This is a genomic window from Priestia sp. FSL P4-0332, assembly GCF_038005845.1.
GTDB lineage: Bacteria > Bacillota > Bacilli > Bacillales > Bacillaceae_H > Priestia.
The window spans coordinates 2,900,287-2,924,819 of the sequence record NZ_JBBOUA010000001.1 but is presented as its reverse complement, the minus strand read 5'-3'; the positions used below and the strand labels follow the sequence as shown (position 1 = coordinate 2,924,819).

Genomic DNA, 24,533 nt, shown 5'->3' with positions numbered 1-24,533 from the left:
CCAGCTCTTTTTATGATGCAATAGCGTACAAAAGCTGCCTTTGCAGTTGAGGGGATAAGGAAATATTTTGATACAATTCGTAAATATGATGTTCGTTCCGGTGATAACAAATCCAATCCTTGTATGTTCCTTTTAAGAAGATGCGAAAAAACACGATTCGCTTATTCGTGCCGCCTGTTTTTAATTCAATTTTCAAATCATCTGTTTCTAATGTATACTGTACTGTAGAAGAGGAAAGAGCAAGTTTAGTTGTTTTTTTACTTGTTTTAATGAATTCGGCAAGTTCAATGATCTTCATTTTTTTACCTCACTCTATTGTAAATTAGGGGTATCTTATACGTATGATGTGTACAAAGAAAATAGAATTGTTTTTTTATAGCTTAGAAGAATGATCTTCAGCCCCTTCGTTAAGGGATTTGCATAAAAGGTTGACGTTTTCTTTGAATACAAATAAAATGCATATTAAGAAGTATTTCCCTCATTGTAACTACAGAAAAAGAAGAATTAAGGGGGCTCAATATGTTGACTGACTTAGTTGTAAGTCAAAAAGTAGTCAAGGTAAATGAATTTACTGTTGTAGGAGTGCCTATTCGAACAGATGAACCTGTGGAAGAAACGGGCACAGGTCTTATTCCCGAGCACTGGCAGACTTTTTATAAACAACAGTTAGCTAATAAAATCGCCAATAAAGTAAATGGTAATACATTTGCTCTTTATACAGAATTTGAATACAATCAAAAAATGGATTTTACATTTGCTCTCGGATATGAAGTTTTACCCGGCGGCGAACTGAAAGATGATATGAGAGAGTTCATCATCCCAGAAGGTGAATACATGGTGTTTACAACAGCTGTTGGGCCAGCTAGACAGGTCGTCGTGGAGGCTTGGGCTTATATTCGCGAGTGGGCTAAAAAAAATCATCGTGCCTATAAAATAGATTTTGAATTATATGATGAACGCTGTATTGATCCTGAGTACAGTCAAGTTGATATTTATGTTTCGATTTAATAGCTAGTTTTGCTAAGTAGTTAAGATGCAGAGAAACGTTTTTGCTGCGTTCTTACTTTTAACGATAGGAATACAAAAGGGGTTTAGCGAGAGTGATCAGCAACGATTTATTACAAGCTTTAAAAGACGGATATAAACAGAGAATTAAATGGGTACTTATAAGTCAAATGGCACTGTTCATCACCGTAGCAGTCATACTTGTATCAAATTTTGTCACTAAATTTTCGTTTAACCAATTAAGCTTTATTTTTGTTTTGGTTAGTATAAGTTCGCTGTTATCAGGGGTAGAGCACGTATTGTTAAAACGTGAGAAGTGGCAATGGATTTTTGATTTTATTTTAGCTGCTTTTTTTATTGGTTTATCTATTTTTTTACACCGTTAAAGCGCCTAGTTCAGCGCTTTTTTATTTTGGGCAGCTCCGCACACAATTTTCGGACCTTTCTAGTATAAACAAAACAAAAATAGGTATTTATGACGAAAATAGTCAGAAAATTTAGTAAAAAAGTCTTGTATCTTGTCTTTATTTCGATTATGATAAGTTTACACCCTTCGTATTCACTTCTTTAGATGTCAGTACCTCTATTTTTACACTACAGAAAAGAGGTGAAGCCATTTCTTCAGTTTTCCTGCTAGCCTGCATACTAACCCTTTTAGCTATTTTATTTAGTAGCAACTACCCTCAAAATTAAAGGAGAGATCCGCGCTTATGTCAAAAGCTCCTGCAAAAAACGAAATTGAACTTCAACTATCTGAAACGCACTTTTTTCAACTGCTTGATTTAATTTATTTAGGTAACTGGATGGTCACAGCATGCTCTGGAGTGGAAGATGAACATGCACAAGAATATACGGATGTAGAAAAACAAATGTTTTCTCACGCAGAGCCTTTCCTTGAAAAAGGACCTTTTCACGCGCTAAACAGTGAGATTATGTTTACAGAAGAACATGAAGATTCTCTTCAAGATATTATTGGAGAATACGATAACGAAGTGTTTTGGGAAGCGCTAGCCTATCGCATGGCTAAACGAGATGTGATAGAACAAATAGGACCCATTAAAGAAATAAAAAATGAAGTTTTTATGCAAATTTTCCATCGAGAAATGGATTATATACGAGAGTTTGAGGCAAATGGAATTAAACGAATAACCATACCGCCTCTGCAGTAAAGGAGACAAATCGGCTTTCAAACTTGAAGGCCGATTTGCTGTTAAGCTGAAGCTTTCCTATTCCGTCTGAGAGGCGGGAAAGATCGGTATGTAAAGCTCCTCCATAACCATTCACACGGACCGTAATAGAAATAATAAAGCCACCACTTATTAAAAAAAAGCTGGAGTGTATATATAATGAGACAAATAATCGTGCTTTCTGTTAAGGTAAGAGTTCCGTATAAACCAAAGGCTCGAACCATCCACAGGCAAATTAAAGTTTGGCTAAGGTAAGTTGTTAATGCCATTGTTCCACTATACTTAAAAAGACCCAGCATCGAAGCGTAAGGAGAAAATTGCAGGAATAACAGTAAGGTGGTAAGATAAAAAAAACATAGAAAAATGCCGCTCAAACTTGTAAAAAGGTGAATGGCCCCCTGCTGATAGAGTCCATATTTTAAAATTTCTAGTTTTAAGATAGCGAGAATGATAGTTAAAGTAAAACCTGCTGCGCTTGTTATTAACTGAATTTTCTTAAAAAAAGAACGATTTTGTTCGATATTATGTACTAATCCTTTTTTAGCAGTATATAAGCCAAATAAAAACATAGAAAATACGGGACAGATAGAAAACGGTAGATTTAATAGCATAGGCACCACTTCAACATTCAAACGATAAAACAGCCAAGATAAATAGTCTGCTTGCCTGTAGGTGGATAAATATTGAGTTAAGGCATGTTCATGTAAAACCTTATACTCCAACTGAGCCTCCTGCAAGACGTGGGCCGGAATAAAAAACTGCATGCAAGCCAAAAGATAAAAAAAGCATAGCAAGCCTATTGCCCACAGCAAAATCGTCTTGGTTTTTCGATTATAAAAAAACAACACTAAAAAACCGCCGACAGCATACACATGCAAAATGTCTCCATACCAGAAAAAGACAAGATGAAAAAGCCCGATTAATAGCAAAGAAGCCATTCTTCTTGACCATAAAGCAGCGGCAAAGTAATGCTTTTCTTCAGCTCTATGCAAAAAGATTCCGCACCCAAGTCCAAATAAAAAAGAAAAAATCGTAAAAAACTTTCCTTGAACAAACAGTAGCAGGAATAAATCAATATAAGCATCCATTCCTTTATATTCATAAGGAATATCGTACAGCTGAAAAATAAATATCGGCGAAGCAAAAGCAGGGATATTTACTAAGAAAATGCCTAGCAAAGCAATGCCCCGAATAATATCAAGAACAACAAGGCGTTCGTTAAGGGGAAGTGGAGAAGGCTTCATCACTGTCGCTCCTTTTTGTAAGATATGTACATCTTAACACGACAGCGGCGAAAAAATAGGTGGGAATATAAAAAAATAAGCGGAAAGATTCATAGCTTTATGAACAAAAAAGTTGGATAATAATGGTATGGTTATCCATATCAAATACGAAAGGTGGAGAAAAGGATGAAAACAGCACTTGTGTTAGGTGGAACTCGTTTTTTTGGAAAAAATTTAGTCAAGACATTGCTCTCTAAAGGAGTTAAGGTTACGTTAGCAACGCGAGGTAAAACACCAGATGATTTCGGCGACCGAGTTGAACGGATTTTTCTTGATCGTGTAGAAAAAGATTCTGTAATCGAAACAACACGAGGAAGAAAATGGGATGTTATCTTCGATCAAATATGCTATTCTTCACACGGCGCAGCTGTGGCTGTTGAAGCTTTTCGTCATAGTACCAGTCACTATGTACTCACCTCGACTCTTTCAGTATACGGTTCTTTAGAAAAAACGTGTTATGAAGAAGATTTTGATCCATACAAGTATCCTATTTCATATACACGTCGTGAAAATATTTCCTACCAAGAGGGAAAACGCCAAGCTGAAGCGGTATTTTTTCAAAAAGCACCGTTTTCGGTAACGGCTGTCCGTTTTCCAATTGTAATGGGAAAAGATGATTATACGGATCGCTTACGTTTTCACGTAGAAAAAATTATGCATGAAGAAGAAATTGGTGTACCGGCTATTGAAGCAGAAATGAACTTCATTTCACAGGAAGAAGCCGGTGAATTTTTAGTCTGGTGTGCAGAACAGAAGCTAAAAGGACCGATTAACGCTTGTTCAAATGGTACTATTTCACTCAAAAATTTATTTTCATATATTGAACAAGCAGCGAATAAAACAGCAAAAACAACTTCTCGTTTAACAGATGAAAATAATTCTCCTTACGGAGTAGATCATTCTTGGACGATGAGCAATGAAAAGGCTAGCTTTTGGGGATATTCATTTACAAACCTGCAGGAATGGCTGCCATCATTAATCAAAGCTTTCGTTGAAAGCGAAAAGAAAGTACCTTTAAGTTAAGAAAAAACAAAGACTGCACCGTTTAGCAGTCTTTTTGCTGTGACAAGCAGAACATTTTTATTTTATACATAAAAAGGGTACGCTAGGTACACACCATTATATAGAAGAAAGAAGGATAAACTATGGCAAAACATCACTTTCATTTGCAAGCAAATTGGCCAGGAGGCCGAAATGAAGTAGGTACAATTGAATCAGGACAATTAAAAACAAAAATTTCCATTCCGCCAGAAATGGACGGGCCAGGAGTGGGAACAAATCCAGATGAAATGCTCCTAGGGGCAGCAGCCACGTGCTACATCATCACGCTTGCAGCGATGTTCGAAAGAAGCGGAATCCGTCAGGAGGCTTTAACGATGGAATCAGAAGCTATTGTGGACGTGACGAATGGTGTATTCACATACGAAAAAATTATTCATAAACCTCATGTTATCATCACATCTGAATTTGCGGCTCAAGAAGAAAAAATCAATCGACTTATAAAAAAAGCAGAAACATCCTGTATGATTTCAAGAGCAATTCAAGGAAATGTTGAGATTAAATTAGAGCCTCAGCTCACAGTAAAAGCGTAATGGACCCATTACGCTTTTCTTATGTTTATTTCTAAAAAAAGCACATTTAAGATTGTAAAATACTCAAATTTGAATATAATAATTTAAGTAGCTATCATTTCTGTTCATCAAAAAGATGACGCGAAAGGAGGAACTGAAATGGTTTCATCAGAAAAAAATATTCGTTTTATCGTAGCAGGATTGCTGCTCGGTATTTTTATGTCAGCCATGGATAATACCATCGTAGCGACGGCTATGGGGAAAATCATTTCTGATCTAGGTGGGTTAGATAAGTTTGTTTGGGTTACGTCCGCCTATATGGTTGCCGTGATGGCAGGTATGCCGATATTTGGTAAACTGTCTGATATGTACGGCCGTAAACGGTTTTTTATTTTTGGATTGACGGTATTTTTACTTGGATCTGCATTGTGTGGCCTAGCGCAAAGCATTGTGCAGCTAAGTATTTACCGGGCGATTCAAGGAATTGGAGGAGGAGCGCTTCTTCCGATTGCTTTTACCATTGTATTTGATATTTTCCCTCCCGAAAAACGCGGGAAAATGACGGGATTATTAGGTGCCGTTTTTGGCTCAGCAAGTGTATTTGGTCCGCTTCTTGGTGCATACATTACGGAATACATCAGCTGGCACTGGGTGTTTTACGTGAACGTGCCGATTGGACTTTTATCGTTATTTTTTATTGTGCGCTTTTATAAAGAATCAACAAGTCATAAAAAACAAAAAATTGACTGGGCTGGTGCAGCCACTCTTGTAATTTCAGTAGTTAGTTTAATGTTTGCTCTTGAACTTGGAGGGAAAGAGTACGATTGGTCTTCTCCGCAAATTTTATCTCTTTTTGCTATCTTTGCTGTGGCGCTATCACTCTTCTTTTTTGTGGAAAAACGCGCGCAAGAGCCGATTATTTCATTTTGGATGTTCAAACGCCGTTTATTTGCAACATCACAAATTCTCGCTTTCTTATACGGAGCAACGTTTATTATTTTAACGGTATTTATTCCTATTTTCGTTCAAGCTGTGTATGGAGGTTCTGCTACAAATGCAGGTTTAATTTTAACTCCTATGATGTTAGGCTCGGTAGCAGGAAGTGCTATCGGCGGGATTTTTCTCACAAAAACAAGCTTTCGAAACTTAATGATTATGTCCGTTTTTTCATTTGCAGTAGGAATGTTTTTATTAGGAACAATGGAACCTGATACACCTCGTTGGATGCTAACGGTATTCATGATTTTGACTGGGTTTGGCGTCGGATTTAGCTTTTCTCTTTTACCAACTTCGTCAACGCATAAGCTGGATCCACAGTTTAGAGGTTCTGCCAACTCAACGAACTCATTTGCGCGTTCTTTAGGCATGACGCTGGGAGTTACGATTTTTGGAACGATTCAAAGCAATACATTTACAAATGAGCTGCAGCGCAATTTTCAAGGTATGGGAAATGGATCACAAGGAGCATTTTCTCAAATAGGAGATCCGAGTGCAGTTTTTCAATCAAGTGCCCGAAACAGCATTCCGCCTCAAATATTAGATAAGATTGTTGATGCTATGTCTACATCGATCACGTATGCATTTATGCTTGCTCTTATTCCAATTGCAGTAGCTATCATTACTGTCTTTTTAATGGGAAATGAACGAGTGGAAGTTCCTCCTAAAAAGCGGGTAGAAGCTAAGGAACCTGCAGCTCAAAAATAGAAAAAGCACGAAGATGTTCGTGCTTTTTTTACTAAATAAGATGCATGTCAAGAGGTGAAAGGTGTTATGAGTGTTAAATTAGTCATATTGGGTTTATTAATGGAAGGAAATAAGCACCCTTATGAGATTCAGCAAACCATTAATGAAAGACAAATGAAGCACTATATTAAACTTGCAAGCGGCTCTTTATATTATGCTTTTGATACGCTTGAAAAAAATCAGCTGGTGAAAGTAGTCGATGTGATTCGAGAGACAAACAGACCTGAAAAGACCGTTTATTCTATCACGGATGCAGGAAGAGAAGAATTTGAGCGCCTTTATTTTGAACAGCTATTAAAAAAAGAGCATATGCATAGACCAGTTTATGCTGCGCTTTCATTTACTTCTTACGTGGATCAAGAAAAAGTGGCTTCTGCTTTAGAAAAAAAGATTGAGGAAACGGCAGCTTATTTAGAAAAAATGCAAAATTTGTACCAAGTTAAAAAGGTGGATCATTCCATTGCAAATCTGTCGATCATTATGCGCACGATTATGCATTTGAAAGTAGAACTAACTTGGTTCACTCATTTACTCGAAGCGGCGAAAAGCAACAAGCTTACAGAAGTAGATGATGGTTATTTTGAAGACGTTGAAAAAATCGTAGATGAGTTTTAAAAAAAGAAGCAAAACGCTGCTTCTTTTTTTTAATGGTCATAAAATATATTTCAAGCAATTTAATTTTGCCAAAAGCTAGGTCAATAACAATTAATTAACACCTGATTCGACCTTTAATCAGCTTTACTTATAAAACGCTTTCAAAAAGTAGTAAGACTATTAAAAAAGTAAAAAAAATTAAAGAAATATAGCGATTTCATTTTGATTGACGAGTAAAAGAGTGGTAAAATATAAGCAGATATCAGATACACACGCAGTGAGATTTATCACTCGTTGTAAAGATGTCAGACGATAAGGTAATCGACATTCAAAATGGAAAGATTGTTGAGTACGACAATTATTATAACTCGTTGGGGGTTTTATCATGGGTAACGAAACGTCGAATAGAGGGGAGCCTTGGCAAGGATTTTTGGGTCCGAACTATGGCTATGTATTAGAACAGTATGAGTTATATGAAGAGCAGTCAGATCTAGTAGATCCAGAGTTAAAAGAATTATTTGATTATTGGGGTGCTCCTCCATTAAACGAAAGTGAGCAAGTTCAGCAAGCTGAATACGCACAGGCTGCACCTTCAGCTAACACATCTAAAATTGCATCGGCTATTAAGCTAGCGGAAAACATCCGTGCTTATGGTCATCTATACGCATCAATTAAGCCTCTTGAAAGCGAGAAGAAAGATCCTGTCTTGCTTCACTTGGAAGATTACAATTTAACGCAAGAAGATTTGAAATCAATTCCGGTTGACATTTTATGTACAAATGCGCCATCACACGTCAAAAATGGTTTAGACGCAATTAACTATTTAACAGATGTCTACACAAAAACCATTGCGTTTGAATTCCATCACGTACATAATATGGAAGAGAATAAGTGGCTGACTGATATGGTCGAGTCAGGTGCTATTTTCCAACCTCTTTCAAATGAGAAAAGAACTTCTATATTAAAGCGTTTAACAGAAGTAGAAGGCTTTGAACAATTTTTACACCGTACATTTGTCGGACAAAAACGCTTTTCTATTGAAGGCGTAGATATGTTAATTCCACTTGTAGATGAACTGATTGCACGCTCAGTGGAAACAAGCCCAAAAACGGTTAATATCGGTATGGCTCATCGTGGACGCTTAAATGTATTGGCACACGTATTAGGCAAGCCGTATGAAATGATTTTTGCAGAATTCCAGCATGCACCTAACAAGGAATTAGTTCCTTCAGAAGGTTCAATCGGTATCAACTACGGCTGGACGGGAGACGTAAAATATCACCTGGGTGCCGACAAACAAATTAAAGCAGAGAACACAGTTCGAGCTCGTTTGACATTGGCTAGCAACCCGAGTCACTTGGAGTTTGTTAATCCGGTTGTGGAAGGGTTTACAAGAGCGGCTCAAGATGAGCGTGATGTGAATGGATACCCAAAACAAGATGTAAAAAAATCGTTCGCGATTTTAATTCACGGAGATGCTGCGTTCCCTGGTGAAGGTATTGTACAAGAAACGCTGAACTTAAATCAATTGACTGGTTATCAAACAGGTGGAACAATCCACATTATTGCTAACAACATGATTGGATTTACAACAGAAAGCGTCGATTCTCGTTCAACGAAATATGCAAGTGACTTAGCAAAAGGGTTTGAAATTCCAATTGTTCACGTAAATGCGGATGATCCGGAAGCCTGTTTAGCTGCTGCTTACTTTGCTTATGAGTATCGCAGACGCTTTAACAAAGATTTCTTGATTGATTTAATTGGATACCGTCGATTTGGCCACAATGAAATGGATGAACCGTCTGTAACGCAGCCGAAGATGTATGAAATTGTGACAAAACGTCCAACCGTTCGTGCTATGTATGCAAAGCAGCTTGAAGAACAAAACGTGATTCAAAGCGGCCAAGCAGATCAAATTAATGAAGAGTTACAAGCGAAGTTAAAAGCAGCTTATGAGAAAGTACCGCCAAAAGCTGAAAAGCAACATAGAATCATGGAAATGCCACAAGCAGTCTTCAAAGGAATTTCAGATATTGATACATCTGTTACAAAAGAAGAGCTGTTTGAAGTAAATCAAGAGCTAGTGAAATACCCTGAAGGATTTAACGTATTTCCAAAACTTGATCGCATCTTATCTAAACGTGCCAAAGCGTTTGAAGAAAATGAAAGCGTAGATTGGTCATTGGGTGAAGCATTTGCATTTGCTACGATTTTAAGAGACGGCACGCCAATTCGTATTACAGGCCAGGACTCTGAACGTGGTACGTTTGCACATAGACATCTTGTTCTTCATGATCATAAGACAGGGGATGTTTACTCACCACTACACGCAATGAAGAACGTAAGCGCTTCCTTTGATATTCGTAACAGTCCATTATCTGAAGGATCCGTTCTTGGATTTGAATACGGCTATAATGTATTTGCTCCTGAAACGCTCGTTCTTTGGGAAGCACAGTTCGGTGATTTTGCCAATGCAGGTCAAGTTATTATTGACCAGTTTATTGCAGCAGGCCGTGCTAAGTGGGGACAAAAATCTGGAATGGTTTTATTGCTGCCACACGGCCATGAAGGTCAAGGGCCAGAACACTCAAGCGCTCGTCTAGAACGTTATCTACAGCTAGCTGGAGAAAACAACTGGACAATCGCAAACGTAACAAGCGCTGCACAATATTTCCACTTACTTCGACGACAAGCTGCCATTTTACAGCGCGAAGAAGTAAGACCGCTAGTAGTTATGACACCAAAAAGTTTGCTTCGTAATGCTTTTAGTGTGTCAAACCTTGAAGAGTTTACAAAAGGCTCTTTCCGCTTAGTAGTAGAACAGCCTGGATTAGGCAAAAAAGAAGATGCAGTTGAACGAATCGTTCTGTGCAGCGGAAAAATCAGCAGTGAATTAACGGAACGCTTAAACAAAGCAGAAGATGATAAAGATTGGCTACATGTCCTTCGTCTAGAACAAATTTATCCGTTCCCAAGACGCGTAATTGCTGAAATCTTTGCTCGCTATAAAAATTTAAAAGAGATTGTCTGGTTACAAGAAGAGCCGGAAAACATGGGCGCATGGAACTATGTAGAAGATCGACTGCGTGAAGTAGCACCAGAAGGAGCTACGGTTGACTACATCGGCCGCACAAGACGCTCAAGTCCAGCTGAAGGAGATCCAACAGTTCACAGACAAGAACAAGAACGTATTTTACAAGATGCATTAACTAAAAATGAAATTGCTAACGACGTTGTTACACGATAAGGAAGGGGAATGAACCATGGGAGAGATTAAAGTACCGGAATTAGCAGAATCAATTTCTGAAGGAACAGTTGCACAGTGGCTAAAACAAGTAGGAGATTTCGTTGAAAAAGGCGATTATATCGTTGAACTTGAAACAGATAAAGTTAACGTTGAAATTACAGCTGAAGACTCTGGTGTATTAACGGAACTTCTTGCTGGCGAAGGCGACACAGTGCAAGTTGGTGAAACAATTGCACGTCTTGAAGCGAAAGAAGGAGCTTCAGCACCAGCAGCACCAAAAGCTGAAGAAAAACCAGCAGAGGAAGCACCAAAGCAAGAAGCGGCTCCAGCTCAGCAAAAAACTGTTGAAGAAGTAGCGCCAGCAGCTGAAGCGCCTCAGCAAGGAAATCAAAAACAATGGCTAATTGCTTCTCCTGCAGCTCGTAAAGCAGCAAGAGAACGCGGGATTAAGCTAGATCAAGTGCCAACTACTGATCCTCTTGGCCGTGTGCGCAAACATGATATTGATTCGTATGCAGACCAAAAATCAAATGAGCAAAAGCAGCAGGCACAAGCAAGTAAGCCAGCTAACCCGGTATCTCCGTCTCCAGCGGCAAGTGAAAATAGCGACAAACCTGTTGAACGCGAACGTATGTCACGTCGTCGTCAAACAATTGCCAAACGTCTTGTTGAAGTTCAGCAAACAGCGGCTATGCTAACAACGTTTAACGAAGTAGACATGACTGCTGTTATGGCTCTTCGCAAACGACGCAAAGACAAATTCTTTGAACAGCACGACGTAAGACTTGGCTTTATGTCATTCTTTACAAAAGCAGTAGTAGCAGCACTTAAAAAGTATCCATTATTAAATGCTGAAATTCAAGGAAACGAGTTATTAATTAAAAAATTCTATGATATCGGTATTGCTGTGTCAGCTCCAGACGGTCTTGTTGTTCCAGTTGTACGTGATGCTGACCGCAAAACATTCGCTGGTATCGAAGGATCTATCGTTGATTTAGCGAAAAAAGCGCGCGACAACAAATTATCATTAAAAGATTTACAAGGTGGAACGTTCACAATTACAAACGGCGGCGTATTCGGTTCATTAATGTCTACACCAATTTTAAACGGACCTCAAGTTGGTATTTTAGGAATGCACAAAGTTCAGCTTCGTCCGGTAGCAATTGATGAAGAGCGTATCGAAAATCGTCCGATGATGTACATTGCACTTTCTTACGATCACCGTATCGTTGACGGCAAAGAAGCCGTAAGCTTCCTAGCTACTGTTAAAGAACTATTAGAAGATCCAGAATCTTTATTACTAGAAGGTTAATAAAAAGAACCTGCTATTTTCTTAGAGAATAGCAGGTTCTTTTTATGTTCGTTTAATGCCTGCAATATAAGCAGGACCTAGAAAAGTCATGCTAGCGAGTGTCAGGGCCATTTCTCGCGGTGACTGCTTCATATCTTGTTCTAACCAGTGCTGAATGACTCCAAGATGCGCTGACGTTACGTAAGACATTAAATATTCAAGTGGAACAAGCGGAGATATTTTATTATCAATGAGCTTTAATTTTTCTAGCATATTGGTTTTCATGACTTCTTTAATTTTAAGATAAAATCCAGGATTCCCTTTTGGACCAAGCATAACCTGCATAAAACGCGCATTTTCTTGAATATACTCAAAAAGTGCGATGATAAACGGTAAAGGCTGTTCTTGCAAATTAGCAGACACAATCTCATTGGGATTTGCTTTCTTGATAAATTCTTGTATCTCTTGAATAACTTCATTTTCGCTTTTTTCAAGTAAATCGTATTTGTCTTGGTAGTGTAAATAAAAGGTTCCACGATTAATATCCGCTTTTTTTGTCAGATCTCTGACCGTTACTCCTTCAAACCCTTTCTCTTCCATCAATTCTGTTAAAGCATCTCGAATGAATCTTTTCGTTCGAATAATTCGGCGATCTGTTTTTGAATTACCCACAGTTTTTAAACACCTACTTTTTTTCTTTAATAATGAACAGTTATATGCTTTGTGTTAAGTAAGCAACATTCTTACGATTATTGCATATTGAGAATGCAGGTGAATTTATTATAATTTACATAGTGATCACTAATCAACAGCATGTACATTATTTTTTTCTTTCGTCAAAGTCCATATCTTTAAAATGAAAAGGGGACGTTTATATGAAATTAGTTCACCAAAAATGTATATACTTTTCACCAATTATAGTGGTAGCAGTTATTTTCATTTTTATCCTAACGTTAATTCCTTCAGTAAACCAAGCACCTAAGAATTTGCCAATCGCATTCGTAAATGCCGACGAAGGAATGACAGTTCCAGCAAAGGGTAAGGTAAATATAGGAGATCAAATAAAACAAAATATGAAGAGTTCAAGCACTGAACAGTCTTCGGTTAAATGGATTTTTGTATCAACTACTAAAGAAGTTGAAAAAGGATTAAATAATCAAAAATACTATGGGGCGCTTATCATTCCAAAAGATTTCACCAAAAAGCAGGCGACTCTTCAGACGGCTCAGCCGAATGCACCCGCTATTAGATTATTAGTGAATCAAGGAATGAATACAGCTGCTTCAACAATAGCAAGTCAGGTGCTAAACGGAGCAGTTGATAAGATGAATGAAAATATGCGCTTGCAGATAGTAAAAAGATTTGAACAAAACGGAACGCAACTAAGTGCAAACCAAGCATTAGCACTCGCTGCACCGATTCAAAAAACAGTTATAAACGTAAACGAAACAGGGACTCATAGTGTCAACGGAAATGCCCCCGTTTCATTATTTCAGCCGCTGTGGATGGCGAGTATAGCAGGGGCAGCAGTTGTATTTCTCGCTATCAAAAAAATCACGTTTTCTTCTCGTAAAGAGAAAATCGTTAACCAAGTAGGGTTCGTAATCATCGGGGGTATACTTGCTTTAGCTGCAGGTTTCGGGCTAGCGTGGCTGGCTGAAATGGTTGGAATTACTGTTCCTTCATTTTTAGATACAGCACTATTCTTAGCTATTGCTTACTTCAGTTTTTTCACTCTGATATCAGCCGTACTTTCATGGCTAGGACTAAAGGGACTTCCGATTTTCGTTATTATTCTATTTTTTGGCGCACCTTTGCTTTCAATGGCCCCAGAGATTATGCCTGATTTTTATAGAGAGTGGATTGATCCATGGCTACCAATGAGGTTTATGGTAGATGGCGTACGAGAACTATTTTTCTTTGGAGAACATCTGACATGGAATCATTCTGTATCTGCTCTAGCTCTTATCTCTTTAATAAGTTTATGTGCTGTGTTTGCTTCTGCTTTACCTGCATCTTCTGTAAAAAAAGAGAAGTCTCACTCAATATAAAAGATACTGTAACTGAATGAAAAGGAGAGATGATGATGAATCCACAAATCCTAATCGTTGGTGCCGGCCCTACTGGCCTCGTTATGGCCTACAATTTAGCCAGACATAACATTCCTTTTCGAATTATTGATAGAAGCGACGGGCCTGGGCAAGCCTCCCGGGCAATGGCTATTTTACCGCGAACCCTTGAATTTTATCAGCAGTTCGGTTTTGTAGATGAAGTCATAGACCACGGGATTAAGATGGAAGATGTATACGTCCGAGTAAAGAATAAAATAAAAGCAAAAGTTCATCTAGGATCTTTAGGAGAAGGATTAAGTCCTTTTCCTTTTGTTCTTACATTTCCACAGGACGACCACGAGCGGTTTCTACTTGAAAAATTAAAAAACCTTGGGATTGAAGTAGAATGGAAGACGGAGTTACTATCTCTAGCTGAACACGGAGAAGGGGTAAAAACTTTATTAAAAGCCCAGCAAGAGGAAACCGCTTATTTTAAGTATATTTGTGGATGTGACGGAGCACACAGTACAGTTCGGAAACAAATGAAGATAGAATTTAAAGGAGAAAAATATAAACAGCATTTTTATGTGATGGATGTTGAAGGCTCTGGTGAAATGATGAAGAATCAAAAAATCAGTATTTCATTTAGCAATGAAGAATTTTTGATTTGTATGCCTGTTAGAAGTAAAGGAACGTATCGAATGATCGGCATTATTCCTTCAGCTTTTGGGGATCAAAACGATGTAAAAGCTGAAAACATTCACGCTTTTCTTCAACAAACATTTGGTGCTCAGGTTGAGGGTATAAATTGGTTCTCGACATATCATATCCATCACAGAGTAGCAAGCCGTTTCCGACAGGGGCGTACTTTTCTAAGTGGAGATGCAGCCCATATTCATAGTCCTGCAGGCGGACAAGGAATGAACACAGGAATTGGAGATGCAATCAACCTTTCATGGAAATTAGCAGCTGTCCTTCAACACAAAGCGGCACTTTCCATATTAGATACATACGAAGAAGAAAGGTTGCCTTTTGCAGAGCTGCTTGTAAATACAACTGATCGCGCTTTTAAGCGAATGGTGGCACGAGATAAAACGAGTCAATTTTTTAGAAAGCATATCTTTCCGCCTGTACTATCCTTTTTATTTCGTTTCCCTTATCCCCGTCACAAAGCATTTACGATTTTATCTCAAATCCGCATTAAGTATCGAAATAGTAACCTAAGCAGCGGGCAAGGGACAAAGGTGCAAAGTGGTGATCGGTTACCTTATGTAGAAGGGAATTTTGAATATTTACAGTCATTAAACTGGCAAATACATGTCTATGGAACAGCAGCAGAGAAGCTAAAAAAGAGCATGCAAGAAAAAGGCTTCTCCTTGCACGAGTTTTCTTGGAACCCTTACTTGAAGAAAGCAGGGCTTCAAAAAGATGCTCTATACGTTATTAGACCGGACGGATACATTGGTTTTATTAGCAGCGAGCAGCGTATAGATCTGCTTCATCAATATTTGAATACGCATAAAATCCTTCCTTTTACAAATGAATATTAGATCTAAAAAAACGCCATCTTATATGGTGTTTTTATTTTTATTTACAATTTCGAAACAACTTGGAGATGTTTTTGGGAAAGCTGTTTGATAAGATAGACGAATAGAAATATCAAATGAAAGTACGTGATACATTGAATAAAAGGATTTTAGTAGTTGATGATGAAAAAAGTATTGCTACAGCGGTATCCTATGCTTTCAAGCGCGAAGGATATATTGTAGACACAGCATCTGACGGTGAAGAAGCGCTTGAAAAAGTAAAAAGCTTTCGACCTGATGTGATGATATTAGATGTGATGATGCCCAAATTAACCGGCTATGAAGTATGCCGAAAACTTGAGAATCGAAGAGGAATGGGGATTATCTTGTTAACGGTTAAAAATGACATCGTCGATAAAGTTCTAGGTTTAGAGTTAGGCGCAGATGATTACATGACCAAGCCGTTTGATGTAAGAGAACTTGTAGCTAGAGCTAAAGCACTTGTTCGGCGAATGGAAAAAAATGAAGCTCCTGAAGCTGTGGGAGAAATCACGGTAGGAAAAGTGAAGGTGAACTTAATTCAGCGCACGTTACATGTTGCCAATGATTTAGTAAAGCTTACACCAAAGGAGTTTGATCTTATTGCTTTATTACTTGCCAATTTAGAGAGAGTGTACACACGAGAAGATTTACTAGATCTTGTCTGGGGAATGGATTATGCAGGCGGTACACGTACGGTAGACATTCACATGCAGCGCCTTCGAAAAAAAGTAGGAGAAGCAGAACCTTATTTGCTTCAAACGGTATATGGCGTTGGATATAAAGCGACAGCAGGGATCAATGAATGAAAATCAGCCTAAAAGCTAAAATGGGACTCGTTCTTGCTTTTTTAATTATTTTAACAGTAACCGTACTGAGCGTACTTGTGTTAAAAGGAATTGAGACAAATCAGCGTGATCAGCTAGAAAGTGAACTTATTCAAAAAAGCAAAGCAGCCGAGCAAACGATTCGTCAAAGTTATGTAACCGGTGACACGTCTCTGAATACAGATTCTTTTCTTCAGCAAAAAGGACAGCGTCTTGCCTCTTCGATTGCATCACAAAGCGGAATGCAAACAGTCCTATATAATCAAAAAGGACAGGAAGCAGGAAGCTCTATTCCCATCGGCCAAAAAGATGTGGATGTTTCTGACACGCTTAGCTATGCTTTGAAAGGAAAAATAGCTTATCAAATCTCGGGTTCTTCCCTTATTTACTTTGCACCTGTGTCAATCGATAATCAATTTATTGGAGCCATTCGTTTTGACCATTCCCTAAAAAATAATCAGCAGTTTATAGCTGACATTAGACACCTATTTCGTACTTGGGGAACGATTGCAGCAGCAGCAGCTTTTTTAATTGGCTACGCTTATTTTTACCGTATTGCTTCGCTTATTGCTAGCCTTCAAAAAACTTCACAGCAGATTCGAAAAGGTCGTTATTTAACCGACCTGCCGTTCAAACGGCGCGATGAACTCGGGGAGCTCAGTCAAGGCTTGTTTTTTATGAGTACGTCGATTGAAAAAAATATCGATCAAATGAATGAAGAAAAAAGAAAGCTTGAGTTCGCTATTTCGAAACTGCAGTCTCTTGAACAGCAGCAAAAGCAGTTTATCGGTAACATCAGCCACGAATTTAAGACGCCTTTAACATCGATCAAAGCTTATGTTGACTTACTTGATATGTATCGAGATGATCCTCAGCTTATGGAAGACGGCGTGCAAAATATTCGTAAAGAAACGAATCGCCTTCATGAAATGGTAGATAAAATCTTAAAACTTTCAGCGCTTGAGAAATATGATTTCGAGCAGCGGCCAGAGCAAGTTGAATTGAAGCGGCTTCTAGAAGACATATGCGATCGTATGAAAGGAAAAGCAGCTAAATTTGATTTGACTCTTCATACAAATATAAAAGAAGCAGTTGTTTGGGCTGATCGTGAAAGCTTAATACACATTTTTATCAATTTAATTGACAATGCTATTAAATATAATGAACCAGGCGGAAAAGTGGAAGTAACGTCTTATACTTTAGAGAATTCTATTATTGTAGATGTAGCTAACACCGGGATAGGGATTCCACCCGAAGCAGAAGAAAAATTATTTCAACCATTTTTCACCGTAAATAAAGATCGGTCGCGTTTATCCGGAGGTACAGGCCTTGGCTTAGCATTAGCCAAAGATTTAACTGAAAAGCAAAAAGGCGTTATCAAGCTGCATCATTCTGATTCTAAATGGACGATTTTCAAAGTGTCGTTTCCTTTGAAAACAGAGAAATGAGTTAGCTAAAAGGAGTGAACCGTTATTGAAACGGTATAGATTAATGATATGTATAGCAAGCACTTTTCTTATTTTAACATCATGCGGACAAGAAGAAAGCCATAGAGAAACCGTTGAAAAACCCGACAAGAAAATTACTGTATTGGACCAAGTAGATAAAGATGGAAAAATAGAAGTGAAAGACGTTCAGGATATTAACGGCGTAAGGGCGTTTCAATTTTTAAACGAAAACACAATGATTGTTAGTAAAGAAAATAAACAATTTCGTTCGCACGATTTCGGTCCCAAAGAGGTATATGCACAGAATCTAGCCACTTATAATCTAAAAAACAAGTCTACTTTTGTGTTGCATCCAAGCAATGAAATTCAACATGCGGCAAAGCTTTCTCCGAATGGTGAATATCTTTTTTATAAAGTAGCAAAAGGTGAAGATACATTTGGTTATATAATGAACCTTCAAACAAAAAAAACGGTTAAAATAAAGAATGTTCTTCTCTATCCATCAAGCGGAGAGTGGCTTAATAATTCAGAAGTAATGTTTATTACAATGGAAGGAAAGCTTTCTAAAGCAAATGTAAAAGGAGAAGTAGAACCTCTGTTGCACAGAGACGATCGAATCTTAGATGCAGTTAAAGGAATAGGTGGCATTTATTATATTGGTGTAAACAACCAGCTTTTTTTTCTTCATAACGAACAGACGGACCCTGAAAAAATCCGAGATAATGTGGTTTCTATTATCCCGTCTCCAAACGGAAAACAATTAGCGCTCGTTCAGCAAAAAGATGCCCAAACGAGAACGCTGTCTATCACAGATTTAAAAGGATCAGAGGCCTTTCAGCTTGCTCTGTCCACTCAAATTTTTGGTGTAAGCTGGTCTCCCGACGGTTCGAAATTAGCTTATAACTTTATTTCTGAAAAAGAGGGAGATAAAGGGATATTCATAGCAGATGGATTAACAGGAGATGTTACACACCTAAACGTAAATTTAGACTATGCCGCTGATCAGCTTGATTGGAGTCAATCAGGAAATAAACTAGTTGCATCGAGCTTTACGCAAAATCAAGTTCATACGTATATTATCTTTTTAAAATGAGGCTGAGACAAAAGTAGTTTCATTAAAGTGAAACACGAACTATCTATCAAAAATGGATAAATAGTTCGTGTTTTTTTATGATCATGGTGAACGCAGGTGCTTCTAGCTGTTGGTTGGAGGGCAAGGCGAAGACTCCTGCGGGAACAGCGGAACAGATGAGACCCCGCAGGAGCGAAAGCGACGAGGAGGCTCATCGGCCGCCCGCGGAAAGCGAAGACTTGCACGGAAAGCAACAGCGTTCGAGCAAGCAGTCCAGATCGTGTATCCAGATTGTTCGTCTGTGGGTTGGGTTCATTTCGTTATGTCTCAGCCTCATTTCTATTTTTTATACCTTAAATTTTTTTAAGAGTGTTTACAAGTTTGAAACAACTGAATAACAGACAGAAACATTTATATTTTATCCTTTCTTTATAGGCCTTTGTAGCGCATCAAAAGCCGTTTGAAAGGAGTAAGACATCATGAAATACTTTTTATTTATTTGTTCTTTAGCTTTTACGCTGATGATAGCAGGGTGCGGAACAAGCAATTCTTCATCCAAGCCTGCCAGAGAATTCACAAAAAATGGACAGGCTCAAAAACTAGAAAGCTCATCAGCTTCTTCATCTTTAACGAAATCTAATGTAGACGAAACAGTGGTAATAGCCAATCCAGAATCGGTTACGGCTTTAGTTAATAAAAAGCATCAGCTTCCTGAATCCTATCAGCCTTCTGATTTAGTCTATGCCGACGTTCCGTTTATCTTCAACGAAAAAATAGAAAAACGAATGCTTAGAAAGCCTGCGGCACAAGCGCTTGAAGAACTTTTCCGAGATGCTGAAAAAGAGGGAATCAGCTTACTTGGTGTATCTGGTTATCGATCTCACGAGCGTCAAAAAGAGCTTTTTGCATTTTATGCAAAGCGAGACGGTGAAGAACAAGCACGCACCTATAGCGCCTACCCTGGAACAAGTGAACACGAAACGGGACTAGCAATCGATGTCACGGGAGGAAGTGGAATGTGTGCTGCAGCAGACTGCTTCGCTGATACACCAGAAGCTCATTGGCTTTCAAAAAATGCCTATCAATACGGATTCATTATTCGATACCCTGAAGGTGAAGAGCAGGTTACCGGCTATAAATACGAACCATGGCACCTTAGATATGTAGGGGAAAAAGCAGCCGCATCCATTTTTAATCAATATGCAACGTTAGAAACCTATGCAAATAAGAAAAAAGTTTAATCAAAAGTTCTATAACTGGAGAACGAAGAAAAGAAAAATCAAAAGTCAGGTTTATCACTCTCACATATGATACAAACTGATACTATAACATGCTTGCTATAGAGGAAGGGTATCAATGTATAAAGATATTGCGATTGAACTGATATGTGGATTTTTAGCGCTATTTATTATGCTGAAGCTTTTAGGTAAGACACAGTTTGCTCAAATCACTCCGTTTGACTTTATTACAACGCTTGTCCTGGGAAATATTGTGGGGGATGCAGCTCTTGAAAAAGGAGTAGAGTTAACTGAAATTCTTTATAGCGTTTTGATTTGGGGGCTTCTGATCTACGCAGTGACGAAGCTATCTCAAACCTTTACAGGGTTTAGAGGAATTCTTGAAGGAAAGCCTTCAATGATTATTTATAAAGGGAAAATCCTTTATAAAGAGCTTAAGAAAAACAACTTGGACTTGAATCAGCTTCAGCATCTAATGAGACAGCAAGGGTATTTTTCACTGTATGAAGCAGAATACGTCATTTTAGAAACAAATGGAGAGGTGAGCGTCGCTCCTAAACACGAATTCGGCCCTCCAACGAAAAATGATTTAAACATCCCTTATTCTCAAACCAATTTACCTATTGCTTTAATCATGGATGGAAAAGTAGTGCCTGGTAATTTGAAAGAAGCAAACGTAGATGAAAAATGGTTAAAAAAACAGCTTGCAATCAAGAAAATTAAAAAATACAGCGAAGTTTTTTATGCTGAATGGCAGCAAGAGCGAGGACTGGAAATAACAAAATTCTAAAAACCCTTTCCTTTTAAGGAAAGGGTTTTTAGCTTTCTTTTAATAGCTTAGCAAAATCTTCAATCGTTGTAGAATACGTGACGTACAGACGAGGAATAAGATAGTTTTCATTCTTTTGTCCGCTTTCAGTAAAAAATTTTGGAATGGTTGAAAGACCAAATGTATAATTTTTTTTTGTTTCTTCCACTACGCGGCTATTGACCTTTCCATAGGGGTAAGCAACAGCAATAACGGGCTGGCTCGTAATGGCTTCAATTTTTCGTTTTGAATCAGCTAGCTCATAGGATAAATTTTTCGTCTTAGTTAAATCCGGATGAGTAGCGGTATGAGACTGAATAGAAAAAAATCCTGAATCAACAAATTTTTTTAAATCGGCTGGCGACAAACGGTTGGGACGGCCGATAAAATCTGAAATCACAAAAATTGTAGCCGCTGGATGAAATTGAGGGCTGGCTGCTCTTTGAAAAATAGGCAAGATAGTAAGATTATTTTTATATCCATCGTCAAATGTAATAAATATAGGTTTTTTCACACGCTTTAGTTCCTGCCATTTTTCAAATGTTAGCGGCGTATATCCTTGCTTTTTAAGATAAAGAAGTTGTTTCTCAAAATTTTCAGGCGTCACATACAGTTCTTTTTCCCCATGGCCTGTGTAGGCATCAATAGAATGGTAAATCAGGACAGGCACTTTCACTTGGCTAAAAGCGGGGGAAGGGAAAATAACAGTTAGCACTAAGATAACAAAAACCGAAATTTTTCTCATAACAATCCTTTCTGTTGCACAGTGGTGACGAGACTGTTTTAGTATGTCAAAAGAAAAGGAATGTATAAGCCAAGCTTTCTTTCCTACAAATATAAGCCTTCTTTTTTAAATATTTTATGCAGAACCAAGTGCTCAGCAGAGTTCACAACTGCAAACTGTTTTTTAGAAAGAGAATGGGGAGAAAAACGCATTAACTTAGTAAAGTCTGATGGCAGCGTAGTATATAAAATATCAGTAGAGAGTATAGGGGCAGACAAAGGTGTTTTCGAGCCGATGTGAAAACCCCAATCTCCAAAAGAAGGAATAATGGTGTGGTAGCTCAACGTATAAAACTGAGAAGCTTTCATCGTCTTATTAATGCTCCAAAAAACGATAGGTGTGTCTCTAGGAGAATTTGACTGACATACGACCAAGCCGCTGCGCGATAGTGAACGTTGGAGAAGTGCGTAAAATTCTTTTGTATAAAGAGCACTTATTTTTTTGTTGGTAGGATCAGGAAAGTCAATAATGATGATGTCATAACACGCTGAATTCAAAGAGAGGTAGTCAACAGCATCTTGAATATGAACGGTGACACGAGAATCTTCAAATGAGCGTTGATTTAACTTCTTTAATTCTTCTACATTCATCGCAGCATTTACAACGTCAGCATCTATTTCCACAAGGTCTATTTCTTTAACTTCTTTATATTTAAGGACTTCTCGTAAAGCTAAACCATCTCCACCGCCTAGAATAAGAATGCGGTGAGGATGTAAGGAAGCTGCAAAGATAGGGTGTACAAGAGCTTCATGGTACGCATGTTCATCCAATGAACTAAATTGCAGCTGTTCATCCAAATACATTCGAATATCAGATGCTTTAATCAGCTGAATATCTTGAATACGGTTTTTTTGATGAAACAAAATGTCATGCTGGCCTGATAAGAGTTGCTTTAGACTAACGTGATCTGAGTCATCTCCACGATTGAGAAGACGAGTGCTTTCAGCATGCTGACGATTTTTTGTTGGAGTTTCGGCGTGTTGAATTCCGCGAGAAATCGAATACACAACAGCTTTTTTTGAAGCTAATTGCTTGAGTAACGCATAAACAATTTCAATTATTTCTTTGTCTCCGCACGTATAAAAATCTAATGAAGCGTAGTTTTCCTCCGGCCACGTATGAATAGACAAGTGAGAGGTAGCTAATACGAGAATGCCTGTAATGCCTTGGGGCGTAAACTGGTGAAAATAACAGTGCAAAACTTCCATCTCTGCATCTAGTGCAGCTTCAACAAGAATTCTTCTTAAAAGTGAGGGGTCGTTTAATATCACTTCATCGCATTCGAACGCATCCATTAGCAAGTGTTTGCCTTTAATATCCACTACTTCAGCCTCCTTTTTGAGCATTATTTTCACTATCTTATGAAACTTTTTAGAAAAAGGAAACGTAAGCACGTTATTTTATGGATATTTTCGGGAAATAACTAGTTATCTTCTCGTAGAAAAGAAGCTGGGACAGACGTATTTTCGTTGAAGGAAGATCCAAACAATCAATCGAGATTCTTAACGGAGAATTCAACTCGTTCGGATTTTTTCATTATGATGGTGAACGTAGATTTACCGTATGTAATAGCTGTTAATTGGAGGGCAAGGCGAAGACTCCTGCGGGCAAAGCGGAACAGGTGAGACCCCTCAGGAGCGTAAGCAACGAGGAGGCTCATCGGCCGCCCGCGGAAAACGAAGTCTTGCACGGCAATTGACAGCACTAGCTCACTTACCCAATTTGTTCGTCTTTACATTGGATTAATTTCGTTATGTCTCAACCTTTCTACTCTTTATCAGTATTAAACCAGCCTTTTCGCTTGAACCATAGAATTAATCCAAGCGTTATCAGTCCCATGAAGCCAAGCACAAAGAAATAGCCATAGTGCCACTTTAGCTCAGGCATATTTTCAAAATTCATCCCGTATACGCCAACGATAAAGGTAAGGGGAATAAAGATAGATGAAATAACAGTCAGTGTCATCATGATTGAATTCATCCGGTTTGAATTAAGAGAAAGATAATTATCGCGCATATCAGACGTCATTTCCCGATTTGATTCAATCATATCGGCTAATTTTAATAAGTGGTCATAGACATCTTTAAAATACCTTTTTTGTTCAGGATGAACATCTAGGCGTTCAGAATTTATAACACGGTACAATAAATCGCGCATAGGCAAAATGGTTCTTCTGATTTTCAGCAAATCACTTCGAAGTTTGAATACATCTTCCATTAAAACAGAGATGGATTTTTTTGCATCTATGTTTTCTATATCATTCAGCTCATCTTCAATCTGATATACAGTGGGGAAATATTCATCTACCACTTTATCCATCACAGAATACGCAAGATAGCTTATCCCTTTTTCTTGAATCGAAGGTGTATGAAGCAGCTTTTCCCATACTTTATCAATTGCAGCTGACGGGTGAAAATGAAAAGTAACCATATAATTTTCGCCGATAAAAAGGTCAACTTCCTCAGCTTCTAACGTTTGACGATTTAACGAATGAAGGACAAAAAAACTGTATCCTTCATAATAATCGAGTTTTGGACGCTGCAGAAAATGAAAGCAATCTTCAATCGCTAACGGATGAAAGTGAAAGGATGATTGAAGCAGCAGCGCTTCTTCTTCAGAAGGGCAGTTAAAGTCAATCCAATAGTACTGAATAGAGAGGTCGTGAATCTGATCTAATTGTATATGTTTCACAAGTTTGTCATCGTTCTTAAGAGCTAACGTTCGTATCATTTAAAAACTCCTTTGTGTTTTTATAGCTATTTTCAATGTAGCATAAAATCATAAACTACACGTATTTTAAAAAATAATTTTCTTTCTTC

23 protein-coding genes are annotated in these 24,533 nt (G+C 38.1%); 17 read left to right on the top strand and 6 right to left on the bottom strand.

What is annotated here, in order from left to right; genetic code table 11:
• Positions 1 to 10: 10 nt before the first annotated feature.
• Positions 11 to 298 (bottom strand): hypothetical protein, encoded by a 288-nt coding sequence (locus MKY06_RS14895; RefSeq protein WP_013057603.1) that lies wholly within the window; start codon positions 296 to 298, stop codon positions 11 to 13.
• A gap of 221 nt (positions 299 to 519) precedes the next feature.
• Between MKY06_RS14895 and MKY06_RS14890 the strand changes: the two genes are divergently transcribed.
• The 3 genes from MKY06_RS14890 to MKY06_RS14880 all read left to right on the top strand — a co-directional run bounded on the left by MKY06_RS14890 (position 520) and on the right by MKY06_RS14880 (position 2,174).
• Entirely contained in the window at positions 520 to 1,008 is a 489-nt protein-coding gene (locus tag MKY06_RS14890; RefSeq protein ID WP_013057602.1) for a GyrI-like domain-containing protein, read from the top strand.
• Between the two features lie 92 nt (positions 1,009 to 1,100).
• Entirely contained in the window at positions 1,101 to 1,391 is a 291-nt protein-coding gene (locus MKY06_RS14885; RefSeq protein ID WP_013057601.1) for a hypothetical protein, read from the top strand.
• Positions 1,392 to 1,715: 324 nt separating this feature from the next.
• Positions 1,716 to 2,174 (top strand): hypothetical protein, encoded by a 459-nt coding sequence (locus MKY06_RS14880; RefSeq protein WP_098278760.1) that lies wholly within the window; start codon positions 1,716 to 1,718, stop codon positions 2,172 to 2,174.
• Positions 2,175 to 2,215: 41 nt separating this feature from the next.
• Here the strand turns inward: MKY06_RS14880 and MKY06_RS14875 are convergent, their stop codons facing one another.
• Complete coding sequence (locus MKY06_RS14875) at positions 2,216 to 3,436, bottom strand: DUF418 domain-containing protein (RefSeq protein ID WP_098278761.1); 1,221 nt, start codon at positions 3,434 to 3,436, stop codon at positions 2,216 to 2,218.
• A 165-nt stretch (positions 3,437 to 3,601) separates the two neighbouring features.
• Here MKY06_RS14875 and MKY06_RS14870 point away from each other — a divergent pair, with 165 nt between their 5' ends.
• The 6 genes from MKY06_RS14870 (at position 3,602) to odhB (ending at position 11,942) form a co-directional block, all read left to right on the top strand.
• On the top strand, positions 3,602 to 4,498 hold the full coding sequence (locus tag MKY06_RS14870; RefSeq protein WP_289915397.1) for an NAD-dependent epimerase/dehydratase family protein: 897 nt from the start codon (positions 3,602 to 3,604) through the stop codon (positions 4,496 to 4,498).
• A 122-nt stretch (positions 4,499 to 4,620) separates the two neighbouring features.
• Positions 4,621 to 5,067 carry an OsmC family protein gene (locus tag MKY06_RS14865; protein WP_013057597.1) on the top strand — a complete coding sequence of 149 codons (447 nt, stop codon included), beginning with the start codon at positions 4,621 to 4,623 and terminating at the stop codon, positions 5,065 to 5,067.
• 138 nt (positions 5,068 to 5,205) lie between these two features.
• Positions 5,206 to 6,750, top strand: coding sequence for an MDR family MFS transporter (locus tag MKY06_RS14860; protein WP_057244592.1), 1,545 nt, complete (start codon positions 5,206 to 5,208; stop codon positions 6,748 to 6,750).
• Between the two features lie 66 nt (positions 6,751 to 6,816).
• On the top strand, positions 6,817 to 7,404 hold the full coding sequence (locus MKY06_RS14855) for a PadR family transcriptional regulator (RefSeq protein WP_013057595.1): 588 nt from the start codon (positions 6,817 to 6,819) through the stop codon (positions 7,402 to 7,404).
• A 364-nt stretch (positions 7,405 to 7,768) separates the two neighbouring features.
• Complete coding sequence (sucA, locus tag MKY06_RS14850) at positions 7,769 to 10,630, top strand: 2-oxoglutarate dehydrogenase E1 component (RefSeq protein WP_029322500.1); 2,862 nt, start codon at positions 7,769 to 7,771, stop codon at positions 10,628 to 10,630.
• A 16-nt stretch (positions 10,631 to 10,646) separates the two neighbouring features.
• Positions 10,647 to 11,942 carry a 2-oxoglutarate dehydrogenase complex dihydrolipoyllysine-residue succinyltransferase gene (gene odhB / locus MKY06_RS14845; protein WP_029322499.1) on the top strand — a complete coding sequence of 432 codons (1,296 nt, stop codon included), beginning with the start codon at positions 10,647 to 10,649 and terminating at the stop codon, positions 11,940 to 11,942.
• Positions 11,943 to 11,984: 42 nt separating this feature from the next.
• Here odhB and MKY06_RS14840 read toward each other — a convergent pair whose 3' ends face one another.
• On the bottom strand, positions 11,985 to 12,593 hold the full coding sequence (locus MKY06_RS14840; RefSeq protein ID WP_013057592.1) for a TetR/AcrR family transcriptional regulator: 609 nt from the start codon (positions 12,591 to 12,593) through the stop codon (positions 11,985 to 11,987).
• 203 nt (positions 12,594 to 12,796) lie between these two features.
• On the opposite strand from MKY06_RS14840, the gene MKY06_RS14835 reads away from it, so the two are divergent.
• From MKY06_RS14835 to MKY06_RS14800, 8 genes are all read left to right on the top strand, one after another.
• The gene (locus MKY06_RS14835; RefSeq protein WP_029322497.1) at positions 12,797 to 13,972 is read left to right on the top strand and encodes a YhgE/Pip domain-containing protein; all 1,176 of its coding nucleotides are present in this window, start codon (positions 12,797 to 12,799) and stop codon (positions 13,970 to 13,972) included.
• Positions 13,973 to 14,007: 35 nt separating this feature from the next.
• Positions 14,008 to 15,522 (top strand): FAD-dependent monooxygenase, encoded by a 1,515-nt coding sequence (locus MKY06_RS14830; protein ID WP_223268889.1) that lies wholly within the window; start codon positions 14,008 to 14,010, stop codon positions 15,520 to 15,522.
• A gap of 131 nt (positions 15,523 to 15,653) precedes the next feature.
• On the top strand, positions 15,654 to 16,346 hold the full coding sequence (locus tag MKY06_RS14825; protein WP_057274127.1) for a response regulator transcription factor: 693 nt from the start codon (positions 15,654 to 15,656) through the stop codon (positions 16,344 to 16,346).
• Positions 16,343 to 17,812, top strand: a complete 1,470-nt coding sequence (locus MKY06_RS14820; protein WP_013057588.1) for a sensor histidine kinase — start codon at positions 16,343 to 16,345, stop codon at positions 17,810 to 17,812. The genes MKY06_RS14825 and MKY06_RS14820 overlap by 4 nt, the downstream gene beginning before the upstream one ends.
• A gap of 25 nt (positions 17,813 to 17,837) precedes the next feature.
• Positions 17,838 to 18,905: a TolB family protein gene (locus tag MKY06_RS14815; protein ID WP_013057587.1), complete on the top strand. Its 1,068-nt coding sequence runs from the start codon at positions 17,838 to 17,840 to the stop codon at positions 18,903 to 18,905.
• Between the two features lie 109 nt (positions 18,906 to 19,014).
• On the top strand, positions 19,015 to 19,251 hold the full coding sequence (locus MKY06_RS14810; RefSeq protein ID WP_289915369.1) for a hypothetical protein: 237 nt from the start codon (positions 19,015 to 19,017) through the stop codon (positions 19,249 to 19,251).
• A 112-nt stretch (positions 19,252 to 19,363) separates the two neighbouring features.
• Positions 19,364 to 20,125: a M15 family metallopeptidase gene (locus MKY06_RS14805; protein ID WP_098288051.1), complete on the top strand. Its 762-nt coding sequence runs from the start codon at positions 19,364 to 19,366 to the stop codon at positions 20,123 to 20,125.
• A gap of 115 nt (positions 20,126 to 20,240) precedes the next feature.
• Positions 20,241 to 20,912, top strand: coding sequence for a DUF421 domain-containing protein (locus tag MKY06_RS14800; RefSeq protein ID WP_013057585.1), 672 nt, complete (start codon positions 20,241 to 20,243; stop codon positions 20,910 to 20,912).
• A gap of 28 nt (positions 20,913 to 20,940) precedes the next feature.
• Here the strand turns inward: MKY06_RS14800 and MKY06_RS14795 are convergent, their stop codons facing one another.
• From MKY06_RS14795 to corA, 3 genes are all read right to left on the bottom strand, one after another.
• Complete coding sequence (locus tag MKY06_RS14795) at positions 20,941 to 21,675, bottom strand: polysaccharide deacetylase family protein (RefSeq protein WP_029322475.1); 735 nt, start codon at positions 21,673 to 21,675, stop codon at positions 20,941 to 20,943.
• An 83-nt stretch (positions 21,676 to 21,758) separates the two neighbouring features.
• A complete protein-coding gene (locus MKY06_RS14790) occupies positions 21,759 to 23,036 on the bottom strand; it encodes a polyamine aminopropyltransferase (protein WP_289915357.1) in 1,278 nt (425 codons plus the stop codon).
• Positions 23,037 to 23,481: 445 nt separating this feature from the next.
• A complete protein-coding gene (gene corA, locus MKY06_RS14785) occupies positions 23,482 to 24,444 on the bottom strand; it encodes a magnesium/cobalt transporter CorA (RefSeq protein ID WP_098278043.1) in 963 nt (320 codons plus the stop codon).
• Positions 24,445 to 24,533: the final 89 nt, after the last annotated feature.